The 13,609-nt window shown below is 63.6% G+C and carries 18 protein-coding genes; 11 read left to right on the forward strand and 7 right to left on the reverse strand.

Features of this window, described 5'->3' with window-relative positions:
- Positions 1–48: 48 nt before the first annotated feature.
- The gene (locus AC0969_RS02840) at positions 49–990 is read right to left on the reverse strand and encodes a tRNA dihydrouridine synthase (RefSeq protein ID WP_479622610.1); all 942 of its coding nucleotides are present in this window, start codon (positions 988–990) and stop codon (positions 49–51) included.
- A 1-nt stretch (position 991) separates the two neighbouring features.
- A complete protein-coding gene (locus AC0969_RS02845; RefSeq protein WP_479622611.1) occupies positions 992–1,501 on the reverse strand; it encodes a DUF1993 domain-containing protein in 510 nt (169 codons plus the stop codon).
- A 119-nt stretch (positions 1,502–1,620) separates the two neighbouring features.
- On the opposite strand from AC0969_RS02845, the gene AC0969_RS02850 reads away from it, so the two are divergent.
- The 5 genes from AC0969_RS02850 (at position 1,621) to ppsR (ending at position 5,536) form a co-directional block, all read left to right on the forward strand.
- Complete coding sequence (locus tag AC0969_RS02850) at positions 1,621–1,869, forward strand: DUF3297 family protein (protein ID WP_479622612.1); 249 nt, start codon at positions 1,621–1,623, stop codon at positions 1,867–1,869.
- Between the two features lie 135 nt (positions 1,870–2,004).
- On the forward strand, positions 2,005–2,907 hold the full coding sequence (locus AC0969_RS02855; protein WP_479622613.1) for a LysR family transcriptional regulator: 903 nt from the start codon (positions 2,005–2,007) through the stop codon (positions 2,905–2,907).
- A gap of 161 nt (positions 2,908–3,068) precedes the next feature.
- On the forward strand, positions 3,069–4,025 hold the full coding sequence (locus tag AC0969_RS02860; protein ID WP_479622826.1) for a carbohydrate kinase family protein: 957 nt from the start codon (positions 3,069–3,071) through the stop codon (positions 4,023–4,025).
- 4 nt (positions 4,026–4,029) lie between these two features.
- On the forward strand, positions 4,030–4,686 hold the full coding sequence (locus tag AC0969_RS02865; protein ID WP_479622614.1) for a transaldolase family protein: 657 nt from the start codon (positions 4,030–4,032) through the stop codon (positions 4,684–4,686).
- A 28-nt stretch (positions 4,687–4,714) separates the two neighbouring features.
- Positions 4,715–5,536 carry a posphoenolpyruvate synthetase regulatory kinase/phosphorylase PpsR gene (ppsR, locus tag AC0969_RS02870; protein WP_479622615.1) on the forward strand — a complete coding sequence of 274 codons (822 nt, stop codon included), beginning with the start codon at positions 4,715–4,717 and terminating at the stop codon, positions 5,534–5,536.
- A 126-nt stretch (positions 5,537–5,662) separates the two neighbouring features.
- On the opposite strand, the gene AC0969_RS02875 is transcribed toward ppsR, so the two are convergent.
- Together AC0969_RS02875 and AC0969_RS02880 are read right to left on the reverse strand one after the other, a co-directional pair.
- Complete coding sequence (locus AC0969_RS02875) at positions 5,663–6,214, reverse strand: hypothetical protein (RefSeq protein WP_479622616.1); 552 nt, start codon at positions 6,212–6,214, stop codon at positions 5,663–5,665.
- A gap of 160 nt (positions 6,215–6,374) precedes the next feature.
- A complete protein-coding gene (locus AC0969_RS02880) occupies positions 6,375–7,172 on the reverse strand; it encodes a beta/gamma crystallin-related protein (protein ID WP_479622617.1) in 798 nt (265 codons plus the stop codon).
- Between the two features lie 324 nt (positions 7,173–7,496).
- Here AC0969_RS02880 and AC0969_RS02885 point away from each other — a divergent pair, with 324 nt between their 5' ends.
- Positions 7,497–7,907, forward strand: coding sequence for a response regulator transcription factor (locus AC0969_RS02885; RefSeq protein ID WP_479622618.1), 411 nt, complete (start codon positions 7,497–7,499; stop codon positions 7,905–7,907).
- A 20-nt stretch (positions 7,908–7,927) separates the two neighbouring features.
- Here the strand turns inward: AC0969_RS02885 and AC0969_RS02890 are convergent, their stop codons facing one another.
- Positions 7,928–8,560 carry a response regulator gene (locus tag AC0969_RS02890; RefSeq protein WP_479622619.1) on the reverse strand — a complete coding sequence of 211 codons (633 nt, stop codon included), beginning with the start codon at positions 8,558–8,560 and terminating at the stop codon, positions 7,928–7,930.
- Between the two features lie 69 nt (positions 8,561–8,629).
- On the opposite strand from AC0969_RS02890, the gene AC0969_RS02895 reads away from it, so the two are divergent.
- The 5 genes from AC0969_RS02895 to AC0969_RS02915 all read left to right on the forward strand — a co-directional run bounded on the left by AC0969_RS02895 (position 8,630) and on the right by AC0969_RS02915 (position 11,647).
- Complete coding sequence (locus AC0969_RS02895; protein WP_479622620.1) at positions 8,630–9,982, forward strand: CHASE3 domain-containing protein; 1,353 nt, start codon at positions 8,630–8,632, stop codon at positions 9,980–9,982.
- Positions 9,983–10,154: 172 nt separating this feature from the next.
- Positions 10,155–10,319 (forward strand): DUF1328 domain-containing protein, encoded by a 165-nt coding sequence (locus tag AC0969_RS02900; RefSeq protein ID WP_479622621.1) that lies wholly within the window; start codon positions 10,155–10,157, stop codon positions 10,317–10,319.
- Between the two features lie 57 nt (positions 10,320–10,376).
- Complete coding sequence (locus AC0969_RS02905) at positions 10,377–10,757, forward strand: hypothetical protein (protein WP_479622622.1); 381 nt, start codon at positions 10,377–10,379, stop codon at positions 10,755–10,757.
- Between the two features lie 24 nt (positions 10,758–10,781).
- The gene (locus AC0969_RS02910) at positions 10,782–11,162 is read left to right on the forward strand and encodes a hypothetical protein (RefSeq protein ID WP_479622623.1); all 381 of its coding nucleotides are present in this window, start codon (positions 10,782–10,784) and stop codon (positions 11,160–11,162) included.
- Entirely contained in the window at positions 11,159–11,647 is a 489-nt protein-coding gene (locus tag AC0969_RS02915) for a hypothetical protein (protein ID WP_479622624.1), read from the forward strand. Before AC0969_RS02910 ends, AC0969_RS02915 begins: the two co-directional genes overlap by 4 nt.
- Here AC0969_RS02915 and AC0969_RS02920 read toward each other — a convergent pair.
- Positions 11,644–12,051 (reverse strand): DUF2177 family protein, encoded by a 408-nt coding sequence (locus AC0969_RS02920; protein WP_479622625.1) that lies wholly within the window; start codon positions 12,049–12,051, stop codon positions 11,644–11,646. The two genes, AC0969_RS02915 and AC0969_RS02920, sit on opposite strands and share 4 nt — an antisense overlap.
- Before the next feature lie 176 nt (positions 12,052–12,227).
- A complete protein-coding gene (locus tag AC0969_RS02925) occupies positions 12,228–13,598 on the reverse strand; it encodes a phospholipase D-like domain-containing protein (protein WP_479622626.1) in 1,371 nt (456 codons plus the stop codon).
- Positions 13,599–13,609: the final 11 nt, after the last annotated feature.

Raw genomic sequence — 13,609 nt, forward strand, 5'->3', positions numbered from 1 at the left:
TTAAAAATATAGCTACACGCGCATATTCAATATGCGCAAAATGCCGATTTAATGCTTATTTTTCACCAGCCAGGCTGTCACCTTGGCCTGGTCCGTCTCGGCCCGTAGCGCCAAAAACGCCACCTCCGCCTCGGGGTACTGGCGGCGCAAAAAATTCAGCCACTGCTTGAGCCGCCCGGCACGTGCGCGGGGCTCCAAGCGACTGCACACCAACTCCCAGAAAGCCAGCATCAGCGGCTGCACATCGGCCCAGGGCAGGTGCGCCGTATCCGAATCCGCCCGGATGGCCAGGGCCAGACCGGGGTCGGTCACCATGCCGCGCCCCAGCATCAAAGTGTCGCAGCCCGATGCGGCGCGGCAGCGGCGGGCGTCGCCCACCGTCCAGATTTCGCCATTCGCCACCACCGGGATGGACACGGCCTGGCGGATGTCATCCACACGCGCCCAGTAGGCGGGCGGGCGGTAGCCGTCGGCCTTGGTGCGGGCGTGCACCACGATCTCGGTCGCCCCGGCCTCGCAAATCGCCAGCGCGCATTCCACTGCCCGGCTGTCGTCGTTGAAGCCCAGCCGCATCTTGGCCGACACCGGCTGCGCCATCGGCACGGCGCGGCGCACCGCCGACACGATCTTCACCAACAGCTCGGGTTCGTCCAGCAGCGCCGCACCACCGCCGTGGCGGTTCACCACCTTGGCCGGGCAGCCAAAATTCAGGTCCACACCCATGGGGCCCAGGCTGGCCAGCCGCCCGGCGTTTTCGGCCAGGCACACCGGGTCCGAGCCCAGCAGCTGCGGCCGCACCGGCACGCCAGACAGCGTGCGGCTGCCGTTAAGCAACTCGGGCACCGTGCGGATAAAGGCACGCTCGGGCAGCAGCGTATTGGTGACGCGGATGAACTCCGACACGCAGCGGTCAATGCCGCCCACGCGGGTCAGGATGTCGCGCAAAACAAAGTCCAGCAGCCCCTCCATCGGGGCTAGGAGCAACTGCACGTTAGAAGCTGCCTACGAAGTCCTTCTTGCCCACTTCCACGCCGTTGTGGCGCAGGATGTCGTAGGCCGTGGTGGTGTGGAAGAAGAAGTGCGGCAGGGTGTAATTCAGCAGGTAGCGGCTGCCCACCAAGGTCTGCTCCTTGGGCGTGCCGGGGCGCAGCACGATGCTACGGTCGGCACCGGCGTCGATGTCGGCAGCGGGCAGGCTCTGGATGAAGGCCAGGGTTTTGGCGATGCGGGCTTGCAGGTCGGCAAAGCTGGCTTCACTGTCTTCATAGGCCGGCACGTCCACACCGGCCAGACGGGCGGCACCGCCCTTGGCGAAGTCGGCGGCGATCTGCACCTGGCGAATCAGCGCAAACATGTCGGGAAACAAGCGCGACTGCAACAAGACGCTGGGGTCGATCTTCTTGTCCGCCGCGTGGGCTTCGGCTTTGCGCAACACGGCGCTCAGGCCGCCCAGCAATTGGGTAAACAAAGGGACGGAGGCTTGGTAGAGAGACAGGGACATGGTTTTTTACGGCAAGTGGATGAAAAGAGGGCGCAAGTCTACGGTGTTCACGCCCACCCGGCAGGAAGCGCTGCCAAATCCGGGAAAATAGCCGTGATTCTCTTTTTTTGAAAACCTCCATGACCGACACCACCACCCGCCCCGCCCTGCCCGACCACCTGTCCGCCGACCCACGCAGCCCCCACCACCTTGCTGCCGTGTTCGAGCACGACATCGGCATCCGCCTGAACGACCAGGAGCGCATGGACGTGGAGGAATACTGCGTCAGCGAAGGCTGGGTGAAAGTGCCCTCCACCAAAACCCGCGACCGCAAAGGCCACCCGCTGCTGCTGAAAATCAAGGGCAAGGTCGAGGCGTATTACAAGTAAGGAATGCGGAAATTCCCCACGTTCCGTTTTTGGGGCTGCTAGCGGGATGCAGTGCGAAGCGGTTAGAGCGCCTGTACTTCACGAAGCCATGCCCTGGTGGGTTTGGACTTACGCAGCGCCCCTGAAGCACCGCTTATGAATAACCCCGCAGACCAACTCAAACGCATGGCCATCTTTGCCGAGGTGGTGGCGGCAGGCTCGCTGACCGCCGCCGCCCGGCAGCTCGGCATGACCCCGTCGGCGGTCAGCCAGCATCTGCGCCAGTTGGAGAAGTCGCTGGGCCTGGCCCTGCTGCACCGCTCCACCCGCAAGCTCACATTAACGGAAGCCGGAGCCCGCTACCACGTGGGCTGCGCGGCGATGGTGGCAGCAGCACGCGCGGCCGAGCAGGCGCTGACCCGGCTGCGCGACGAACCCGAGGGCGAGCTGCGGCTGGCCGCCCCCATCGGCTTTGCCAGCCTGCTGGCCGTGGCCTTGCAGCCGCTGCGCAGCTACCCCAAATTGACGCTGCGCCTGCTGCTGGACGATGCAGTGATCGACCTGATCGAGGCCCGGGTAGACATTGCACTGCGCGTGGGCAGCCTGGCCAACTCCAGCCTGGTGGCGCGCAAGCTGGGCAGCATGCCGCGCCAGCTCTGCGCCGCGCCCAGCTACCTGGCCGAACACGGCTGGCCCGCGCAGCCGCAAGACCTGCGGCAACATGCCTGGCTGGGCAGCGGCTCGGCCCACTCCAGCTTCGACACCGTGGAGCTATCGGGGCCGGGCGGCGCACAGCAGTCGGTGCAGCTCGAAGGCCGGGTGCAGGCCACCCAGGTGTCGGCCCTGCACGCGCTGTGCGTGGCGGGCTGGGGCATCTGCATGGCCGTGCGGACGGAGGACTTCCAGGCGCTGGCCGATGGCCGCCTGGTGCCCGTGTTGCCCGGCTGGAGCCTGCCCAACCTGCCGGTATACGCCGTCACCCCCCGGCGCGGCGAGCAACCGGCCAAGGTGCGGCATGCGCTAGACGTGCTGGGCAGCTACTTTGCGGCCCCGGCGTAAATTCCTGTTTTGATAGCTGCCAGCGCAGTCTATATAAGCGCTAGCGGCCTAAAACATGCTTAACTTTTACGTAACTCCGCTGTACCGCCGCACCCCTTGCCCACAGTAAGATAGTTGACCGCTTTTTCCGCACCACACCACTGAGACACACCATGCCCGACATCCGCATTGCCATCGTTGGCGAATCCCTGATCGACTTCACCGCCACCGGCGGGCTGCATTTTGAAGGCCACGAAGGCGGCGCGCCCACCAACAGCGCCATCGCCACCGCCCGCCTGGGCCAGGCCATCGGCATGGTGTGCCAGCTCTCCACCGACATGTTTGGCGAGCGCCTGCTCAAGCACATCGAAAGCAACGGCGTGGACACCCGCTGGGTGCTACGAAGCGATGCCCCCAGCACCCTGGCCTTTGTGGAACGCACGCCCACCACCAACCGCTACGCCTTCTACATGAATGGCACGGCCGACACGCAGTGGAACCCCAGCACCCTGCCCGCCCTGCCCGAGAGCTGCCGCTTTTTGCAGTTTGGCTCGATCTCGCTGCTGTTTGAACCCGCTGCCAGCCGCATCATCGACCTGGTCAAAGCCCAGCAAGGCCAGCGCATTGTGTTGTTTGACCCGAACGTGCGACTCAGCCTGATCAAAGACCTGCCCGCCTACCGCGCCAACGTGTACCGCTGGTCGGCCTACAGCAATTTAATGAAATTCAGCGACGAAGATGCTGCCGCGCTAGCCCCCGGCCTAGGCTTGGCTGAGGTAGCCGCCAGCTTCATGCAAACCGACAACGGCCCGCGCGCCGTGGTTATCACACGCGGTGGCGACGGGGCCACGCTGTTCCGCCGGGGCCAGCCCGCGCTGGAAATCCAGGCCCCCAAGATCACCGTGGCCGACACCATCGGCGCGGGCGACACCTTCGACGCGGGCCTGACCGTGGGCCTGCTGGAGCACGGCGTGGAGCACGTCGCCCAGCTCGACAGCCTGCCCGATGCCAGCTGGCTGGCCGTGCTGCGCTTTGCCGCCCAGGCCGCCGCCATCAACTGCACCCGCGAAGGTGCCAACCCGCCCACCCGCGCCGAGCTGCAAGTGGCGCTGGACGCGCAGGCACAAGGCGTGAAGTAAAGCAATGGCCGCCTTCCACCTCTACCTCGACAGCGCCGATCTGGCCGATCTGCGCACTTGCCTACCGCACCCCGCCGTGCACGGCATCACCACCAACCCCACGCTGCTGCGCCGTGCCGGTATTACCCGCCACACGCTGCCCACGCTGCTGCACACCGCCATCACTTTGGGGGCCCGCCAAGTGCAGGCCCAGGTGCATGCCGCCGATACCGACGGCATCCTGGCCGATGCCTACCAGCTGGTGCGCGAGTTCAACCCCGGCCAGCTGGTCGTGAAAATCCCCGCCACCCGCGACGGCCTGCGCGCCGGGGCCGAGCTGAGTGCCGGGGGCATCCCGGTCACCTACACCGCCGTCTACGCACCCGAGCAAGCCCACTTTGCCGGCCAACTGGGTGCCGCCTACGCCGCGCCCTACCTGGGCCGGCTGGAGGATTCCGGAGTGGACGGCCTGGCCCTGATCGGCCAGATGCAAAGCCTGCTGGCAGGCACCACCACCCGCCTGCTGGTGGCCAGCATCCGCAGCCGCACCGCCTACCTGGCGCTGCTGCACCTGGGCGTGGGCGCCATCACCATCCCCCCGAAGCTGTTCACCGAGCTGTTTGACCACCCGGCTACGCTGGATGCGGAACGCGGGTTTTTGGCCGACGCAGCGGCGCTGTAAAGCATCCGCATTCCTGCAAAATGGGGCCATGACTGATCGCACTGTTTTTTTCATCTCTGATGGCACCGGCATCACCGCCGAAACTTTTGGCAATGCCATCCTGGCGCAGTTCTCTATGGCCGCGCGCCATGTGCGGCTGCCGTTTACCGACACAGTAGACAAGGCCCACCAGGCGGTGCGCCAGATCAACCACACGGCAGAAATCGAGGGCAAGCGGCCCATCGTCTTCACCACGTTGGTGAACATGGACGTGCTAAAGGTGATTACCGAAAGCTGCAAGGGCATGCTGCTGGACATGTTTGGCACCTTTGTGAACCCGCTAGAGGCCGAGCTGGGCATCAAGTCCAACCACCGCATTGGCCGCTTCAGCGATGTGAGCAAAAGCCAGGCCTATACCGACCGCATCGAGGCCATCAACTTCAGCCTGGAGCACGACGACGGCCAGACCCACCGCGACCTGGGCCAGGCCGATGTAATCCTGGTGGGCGTAAGCCGCAGCGGCAAAACCCCCACCGCGCTGTACCTGGCCATGCAGTACGGCCTGAAGGCGGCCAACTACCCGCTGATCCCCGAAGACTTTGAGCGCCGCCAGCTGCCCCCGGCGCTGCTGGAGCACCGCAAAAAGATCTTCGGCCTATCGATCCAGCCCGAGCGCCTGAGCGAGATCCGCAACGAGCGCCGCCCCAACTCCAAATACGCCGCACTCGACAACTGCCGCATGGAGGTGAGCGAGGCCGAGGCCATGATGCGCCGCAGCGGCATCCGCTGGCTGTCCAGCACCACCAAGTCAATCGAAGAGATTGCGACCACCATCCTGCAAGAAATTCGCCCGGAGCGGCTGGTGTACTAATGCTAGTATTTTTATAGCTGTGTGCGCATATATAACATGCGCCAAACGGCTAAAAAGCTTACAAAAAAGGCCGGTCAATACCGGCCTTTTTTTACGCCCTCGCAGAGCGTTCACGTGCCATGCAGGTTAAGACTTGCCGAACTGGGACTTGGCCGCCGCAATACAACTGTCCTTGGCATTGCCCGCCAAGGCATCGCACTTCTGCACCGCCACCTTGTAGTCGGCATCGCGCTTGTCTTCAGCGCCGTCCTTCTTGGCTTCGCCAATTTTCTCGCTGGTGCGGGCATCGGCCAAGGCCTTGACTTCGATGGCTTTGGCTTCTTTGACGCACACCGATTTGTCGTTACCAGCCTTGTCGTCGCACTTTTCCTTGGCTACGGCGTAGGCGGTTTCGGCCTTCACTTCCAGGGCTTTGGTGTGGTCAGCGGGCTTGCCGGAATAAGCGTACTTCAACTCGGCGCTAGCCAGCTTTTCTTTGCCCTTGGCTTCTTCCATGCAAACGTCTTTGGCGTTTTTGGCCAGCGATCCGCAGGCGGTCTTGTCGGTCTTGTAATCCGCGCTGATGCGGGTCTTGCCAACGGCGTAGTCGTCCTTGCTGATATTGGCCGCGTGGGCGGCAGACAGCACCAGCATAGAGGCCACCAGAAGGGATGCTTTGAAGCTAAAAAGTGTGCGCATAAAAGTCCTTTGAAAACGGGTTGAAAGTCAGCCCGTAGTGTGTTTGGCGGCCTGCATCCGGCCTAGCGGACAGCGCCGCAGATCGGTGTAGCGGATGTCCTACACGCGCCAGTTTCCCATCAAAAAAGGCCCCGAAGGGCCTTTGCATGGATGCGCCACATCAAGCGCGTGGTTCGCCCTGGCGGTTCACCGTCACGGTGTGGCCTGGCTGCGAGGCCATTTGCACGCGGTGCTCCTGGCCCCGGAAGATGTAGGTCACGTCCCAGTAGGCGGGGCGTGCTGGTGGCTCGTTGACACAGCGTTGCACATTTTGCGCAGGCTGGCCGCCGTTGCGCCCCACTTGCGAACCCACGGCCGCACCGGCCACGGCACCACCCGCCGTGGCGATGTCCTGGCCACGCCCGCCGCCCACCTGGTGGCCCAGAATGCCGCCCAGCAAAGCGCCGACTACGGCACCACCAATATTGGTACCGCTTTGTTGCTGCACCTCTTCTTTTTCCATCCAGCAGCGCTGCTGGGGCGGACCCACCACGGCACGCACCGAGGTCACATCGGCCTCGTACAGGCGTTCGTTGTTGCGGCGGCGGTTGTCGTACACCTGCTCGGGCTGCGGGGCATAGCGGTCATCGTCCACCCGGGTTTTTCTGCCGACCACGCGCACCGATGACACGCGGTCGTTCAGCCCCATTGCCGCCAGCGACGGGTAGCGGCCAGGGCGCAGCACCACGCAGCGACCGTGGAATTGCGCGTCCTCACACACCTCGTGGCGCTCGCCCAGCACCACCACCGAAGAGGCACGGTCGTTGAAGCCCGTGCGCTGAAAGTTATCTACCCGGTTCTGGCTGGTAAACGCCCGGCCTTGAAAGCCCTCGTTCTCGTAAAAAGTGGCCTGGGCAGCGGCTTGCGCAGCGATGGCCAAAGTGGCAATGGCTAGGGCGGTTTTGAAGGTGGTGTGCATGGATGCCTCGTGTAGATAGGATGAGAATCCCGGACACATGTGCCTGCGGGACCGGTGGCCCAGTATCCTGGGCCCACACTATTTAGCCCAGCAGACGGTGCCGCGTTGTGCGGTAGTGTTTATCCTACGCAGCGGGGGCATGGCGCGTCTTTGTAAGAAACGTCCTACGCACGACTGGGTGGGTGCCCGATGGCTGGAGGCTTATTTCAAGGGCATACTGGGACAGTGTTTTTGTATTTGTAATTTTTCTCCGGCGTGGATTGTTTCCACACCGCAGAACCAGCATACCCCCGTGCTGGAACCCAGGAAGTAGTGTCAGAGACCATGTCCCCACTCAAAACGTACATCGTCGAAGACAGCCCCGTCATCCGCGAAAGCCTGATTGCCACACTGGAAGAGCTTGTTCCCGTCAAGGTGATCGGCACCGCCGAAGACGAAAGCACAGCCGTGCAATGGCTCACCGCGCCGCAAAACCACGCCGATCTGGTGATTGTGGACATTTTCCTGAAAGCCGGTTCCGGCCTGGGTGTGCTGCGCTCGGCACACGCCATGCCCGCACGGCGCAACCTGGTGGTGCTAAGCAACTACGCCACCGCCGATATGCGGCGCAAATGCCTGGAACTGGGTGCCAACCGGGTCTTCGACAAATCCAACGAAATTGACGCGCTGATCGCCTACTGCAGCCGCTTGGCCGAAGGCGGCACCGGCGATACCGTCCCCGCCTCTTTAACATGAACTTTACGGCGGGCTGCTGTCTATTGGATGAGCCCGTTTTTCAGCGCGTAGTAGGTCAGGTCGCTGTTCGATGCGAGCAGCATTTTCTCCATCACCCGCGTGCGGTAGGTGCTGACAGTCTTCACGCTAAGCGACATGCTGATGGCCATGTGGCCAATGGTTTCGCCCTTGGCCAAACGCAAAAACACCTGCAATTCGCGCTCGGACAACTGCTCATGCAGCGGCTTGTCGCCCCCGCCGCTCAGGCCCTCGGCCAGCCGCTCGGCCACCCCGGCGGTGATGTACTTGCGGCCCCGGCAGACGGTGCGGATGGCCTTGACGATGTCTTCGGGGTCGCAGTCTTTGTTCAGGTAGCCGCTGGCACCCTGGCGCAGCAGGGTGGTGGCGTAATGCTCTTCGGCAAAGCCGCTGAGGATCAACACCGGCAGATCGGGTGCACGGGCCTTGATGGCCACCAGCGCATCAACACCGCTGTGGTCGGGCATGGAAATGTCCATCACCACCACATCGACCTCGCCCTTGCGCACGATGTCCAACGCCTCGCGGCCATTGGTGGCTTCGGCCACTACGGCGAAGTCAATTTGGTCGGCAAAAAACTGCCGCAAACCGGCGCGGACCATGGCGTGGTCATCAACTATGGCAATTCGGATCATGGTGTGGGGGGTGTTCTTTCTGGATACTTTGCCTGCGCATGATCACACATTTTTGACGGATCCCAAAAGATGAGTTTTATCAAAGTCATGCGCCACAACCGGGTCGCATTTTTTATGGCCGGGGCGGTAGCGCTGTCGATTGTGCTGATTAGCGAGGGCTCGTATATGCAATCCGTGGGCCGGCTCGATGCCACGCCAGCCATGGTGCAGGCGCGCAACAGCATCCAGGACCTGGCCGATGGCCTGGTGAGTGCCGAAACCAGCCAGCGGGGCTATCTGGTGACCGGCCGCAAGGAATACCGTGTGCCCTACGACGCAGCGGTCGCCAAAGCCAACACATCGCTGGCCAACGTGGTGCCGTATTTCCGACAGAAGCCAGAAGCCACCGCACTATTGGCCCAACTGCAAACCGCTTCTGAGACCAAGCTGTCCGAGCTGGCGCTCACCATCCAGCTGATCGACCAAGGCAAGTCCGAAGCCGCCAGAGACATTTTGATGAGCAATATCGGCATGGAGCAAATGGAAACCGTGCGCACCGCAAGTGCCGCGCTGCTGCGCTACCAGGCGCAAAGCATCGTGGAAAACCGCCAAGGCATCTATGACTCTTTGCTGCTCAGCCGCGTCGGGGTGGCAGGGCTCACGGTAATGGGCTTGCTGTCGCTATTTATGTATTTGCGACAGATCTTTCTGTTCACCCAGCAGCAAATCGAATTGCAGCGCATGTTGCAGGCCGAGCGCGACCGGCTGGAAGCCGAAGTGCTGGAGCGCACCGCGCAACTCACGCAACTGGCCCAGCATTTGCAAACCGCCCGCGAAGACGAGCGCAACCGGCTGGCGCGCAACCTGCACGACGACCTGGGCTCGCTGCTCACCTCGGCCAAGCTGGATGCCGCCCGCATCAAGTCGCGCCTAGCCACCGCCGCCCCCGAGGCCCTGGACCTGCTGGCCCATCTGGTGGGCACGCTCAACAGCGGCATTGCGCTGGGGCGGCGCATCATTGAAGACCTGCGCCCCTCGGCCCTGAGCAACCTGGGGCTGGTCTCCACGCTGGAGATTTTGGCGCGCGAATTTGCCGACAGCACCGAGGTGCAGGTACACACCACGCTGGCCCCGGTAGCGCTGAACCCCGCCGCCGAACTCATGGTCTACCGGCTGGTGCAAGAGGCCATTACCAACATCACCAAATACGCCAAGGCACAGCAGGTGTGGATTACATTGGGCGAACATAACGGCGAGGTGGAGGTGTCGGTGCGCGACGACGGCATGGGCTTCGACACCAGCGCCAAAACCCAGTCGGCCTACGGGCTGGTGGGTATGCGTTTTCGGGTCGAGTCCGAGGGCGGCGTGCTGTCGCTGGCCTCGGCGCCGGGGCAAGGCACGCTGATCCGTGCCAAGCTGCCAGTGTTTGTTTTGGCCCATTAACTGCCTGTCGGCGCAGTCCTACAGCAGCGCCCGAACTCTCCCCACAGGGCTGCGGCCATGCCGCCTATCGCCCGCAACCGCCGTCCAGAAGACACTGGGTTTATCGCAGCAACACCGGCTGCGAGCCACAAGAACCCGGGCGCCCAAGCCGCCCACATCGCAAGGAACTGCCATGTTGCATTACGCCGTTGTCTTCTTCGTCATCGCATTGATCGCCGCCCTGTTCGGCTTTACCGGCATTGCCGCCAGCGCCGTGGGCATTGCCAAAATTTTGTTCGTCGTGTTTGCCGTGCTGGCCATCGCCAGCTTCTTGTTCGGCCTGATCAAGAAAAGCTAATAGGACTGGACGCAGCCTCCGTTTTTATCCTCCCTCACCGTACTCCAAGGAACCACCATGTTTAATACCAAGCCCACTGAATCCACCAGCACCCTCGCCGACCAGGCTGCCGATACGGCGACCGACGCGATCAACACGACCCAGCGTGCCGCCAACAGTACGCTGGACAGCCTGAACAACACCGTGCAAGACCTGCGCAAACAAGCCGCCCCGCTGCTGAACCACGCCGCCGAAACCGCCAACGCCTACCTGCACCAAGGCATGGATGCCGTGCACAACGGCTCCAACAAAGTGCGCGCCCAGGCCCGCCGCGCCTCGGCCTGCACCGTCAACTACATCAAGGACGAGCCGGTCAAGTCGATTTTGATTGCTGCCGCCGCAGGTGCCGTGCTGACCGCCCTGGTGCGGATGGCCAGCCGCTCGCACGACGACCGCTAAGCCCTCTGCCCAAGGCCTGCCCACATGGTCCATCCCCTGCTCCGCCTGGTGGCAACCCAGCCCCAGTTGCTACTGGACCACGCCGAGGCCTACGCCAATCTGCTGTCCGAGGAAATCGGCCACCTCTCGGGGGCCTGGAAACGGCGTGCCCTGCTGCACGCCCTAGCCCTGTGCAGCGTGGTGGTGGCCACTGTGCTGGCAGGGGTGGCCCTGATGCTGTGGGCCATCGTGCCGTTTGCTGAAATGCAGGCACCTTGGGCCCTGGTAGCCGCCCCGCTGCTGCCCATCGCCGTGGCCATCGGCTGCCTGGCTGCCGCACGCCAGCCCAGCAACCAGGCTTTTGACCAGCTGCGCAAGCAGCTCAAGGCCGACATGGGCATGCTCCGCGAAGAGAGCGCAGCGTGAACACCCGACTGGCAGCCCCCGCCAGCACGGCGACAGAGCGCCTGGAGCAATCCCGCGCCCGGTTGCGCCAAGCCCTGCGCGGCAGGCCCAGCGGCACAGAGTCCCCGCCCCAACCCACCCCGGCATGGCGGGTCCACCTGCAATCCATTCCCGTGCTGACTGTGCTAGTAGAGGCCGTCAGCAGCTGGTGGATGCAGCACCCGCTGCGCGTCGCCAGCACGCTGGTGGTAGACACCACCCGTGCCGTGGTGCAGCCGCTGGCGCGGCGCAATCCTATGGGCCTGGTCGTAGGTGCCTTGCTGGTCGGCGGCCTGCTGGCCTGGAGCCGCCCTTGGCGTTGGGTGCTGAAACCGGCCCTGTTCGCCGGGCTATGGTCGCAGTTGCTGTCCAAAGGCATTGCCCATGTGCCGTTGGAGTCGTGGCTGGCGGCACTGGGTTCGCTGGTCTGGCAAAAGAAGCCCGCCGCAACCGGTCCAGACTCCTAGCGTAAGAAAAACCGGTCCATCACCAGCTTGCCCGCAGTGGCTGCCGCCGCGCTTGCTGCACTACCCCAAGCCATATCCACCACGGCCAGCCACAGCGGCCAGGCCTGAAGCGTGGCCAGGTTGGACAAGTCATAGGTCGCATAGGCCACAAAGCCAAACAAAGCCGCCATCCCTGCCGTGCGCTGCCAGCCCGCAGCATCCGCATGGGGTGCCACGGTAAACACCACCAGCCCCACGGCGTACACCGCGTAAAACGCCAGCGCGGCCCCAACCCGGGGCTGCTCGGCCATCAAATGCCCAATGCCGTTCTGGTACAGCGACTTGGCTATAAAGCCCAGCCACAGCACATCCAGCGCCACCATCACTATGGCTACCACGCCACCTGCCACAAGGTATTTATTCATAACCGTATCGCCTCACAAAAATGTCTCAGCCAGAACGCACATAGTCCAGGAACACCGCAGAACTCGCTTTGCCAGGCTGCTAGTGTTGCCCCCTGCATGTCGTGTCTGTTTTTAAACCGATACGAGGGGGGTTGGCGAAAAGTGCGCAGCGCTGTAGCCTGGGGGTGAGCCTATGCCTATAACCAATACTCCCAGGCCCGCGCAAACCACTCTTTGAAACGCAAGTCGATGCTGCGGCGCTGCCACTCGGCCAGCAGCACCAGGTCGGAGGCAGCCAAATCCTTGTCGAACATGGCCTGCACCTGGCTGCCAAAGTCGGCCCCCAGCACCACCGCATCCAGCTCCTGGTTGTGCAAAAAGCTGCGCCAGTCCAGGTTGGTGGAGCCCACCGTGGCCCACACGCCGTCGATCAGTGCGGTTTTGGAATGCAGGATGACCCCGCGCCGCTGGTAGATCTTGACCCCCGCCCGCAGCAGCTGCTCGTAGTAACGCCGCCCAGCGTGGAACACCAGCCACGAGTCGGTCTGGCTGGGCAGGATCAGCGCCACATCCACCCCACGCGCGGCGGCGGCCTCTAGCGCGGCCAGCAGCTGCGGGTCGGGGGCAAAGTAGGCATTGGTCAGGCGCACGCTGGTTTCGGCACTGGCAATGGCCGACAGCAGCGTGGCATAAATGTGGCTGTAGGCCGCGTCGGGCGAGCTGCCAATGGCCCGCACCACCTGCTGGCCGGCGCGCTCGGGCGGCGGAAAGTAATTTTTAGCCGCCAGCGGCGGGCCTTTTTGCGCCTCCCAGGTGTCCATGAACAGCTTTTGCAACTCGGCCACCACCGGCCCACGCAGTTGCAGGTCGGTGTCGCGCCAGGCCAGGCTGGCGTCGGTGGGCGCGCTGCTGCGGGGTTTGCGCGAACCGCCCGAGTACACACTGCTGATATTGATGCCACCCAAGAACGCGGTGCGGCCGTCCACCACCAGCAGCTTGCGGTGGTCGCGCTGGTTCAGCTCCCAGGCTTTGCGTGCCAACAGCGGGTTCACGGGGTTGAATTCCAGCACCTGGATGCCGCTGTCGGCCAGTTGCTGAAAAAACGCCGCCGGGGTGCCCAGCGTGCCCACGCTGTCGCGGATCACATTTACCTGCACGCCCTGGCGTTGCTTGGCCATTAGCGCCTGGGCAAACTGCTGGCCCACCGCGTCGTCTTCCAAAATATAGGTTTCCAGGTTGATGTGGTCTTGCGCCCCCGCGATGGCCGCAAACATGGCCCGGTAGGTGGCCGGGCCGTCTTGCAGCAACACCACCTGGTTGCCCGCCGTCAGCGGGCTGCCCACAATGGCCTCTTCCAGCGCCAAGTGGCGGTCAAAAATATTGGTCGGTGTGCCCTTGCTCTGCAAGCGGGCCAGGATGGCCTGGCTTTGCACCGCCGTCAGCGCACCCTGCGGGCCCGCCACGCGCACCGGCGTGCCACGCGGCTGGGCGATGTCGGGGTGGATAGTGGGCAGGCTGCTACAGCCCGTAAGCACCACGGCGGCCAAGGCACCCCAAGAAAAATCCATACCCTGCACTC

The sequence above is a fragment of the Rhodoferax sp. LB1P47 genome, assembly GCF_056521445.1.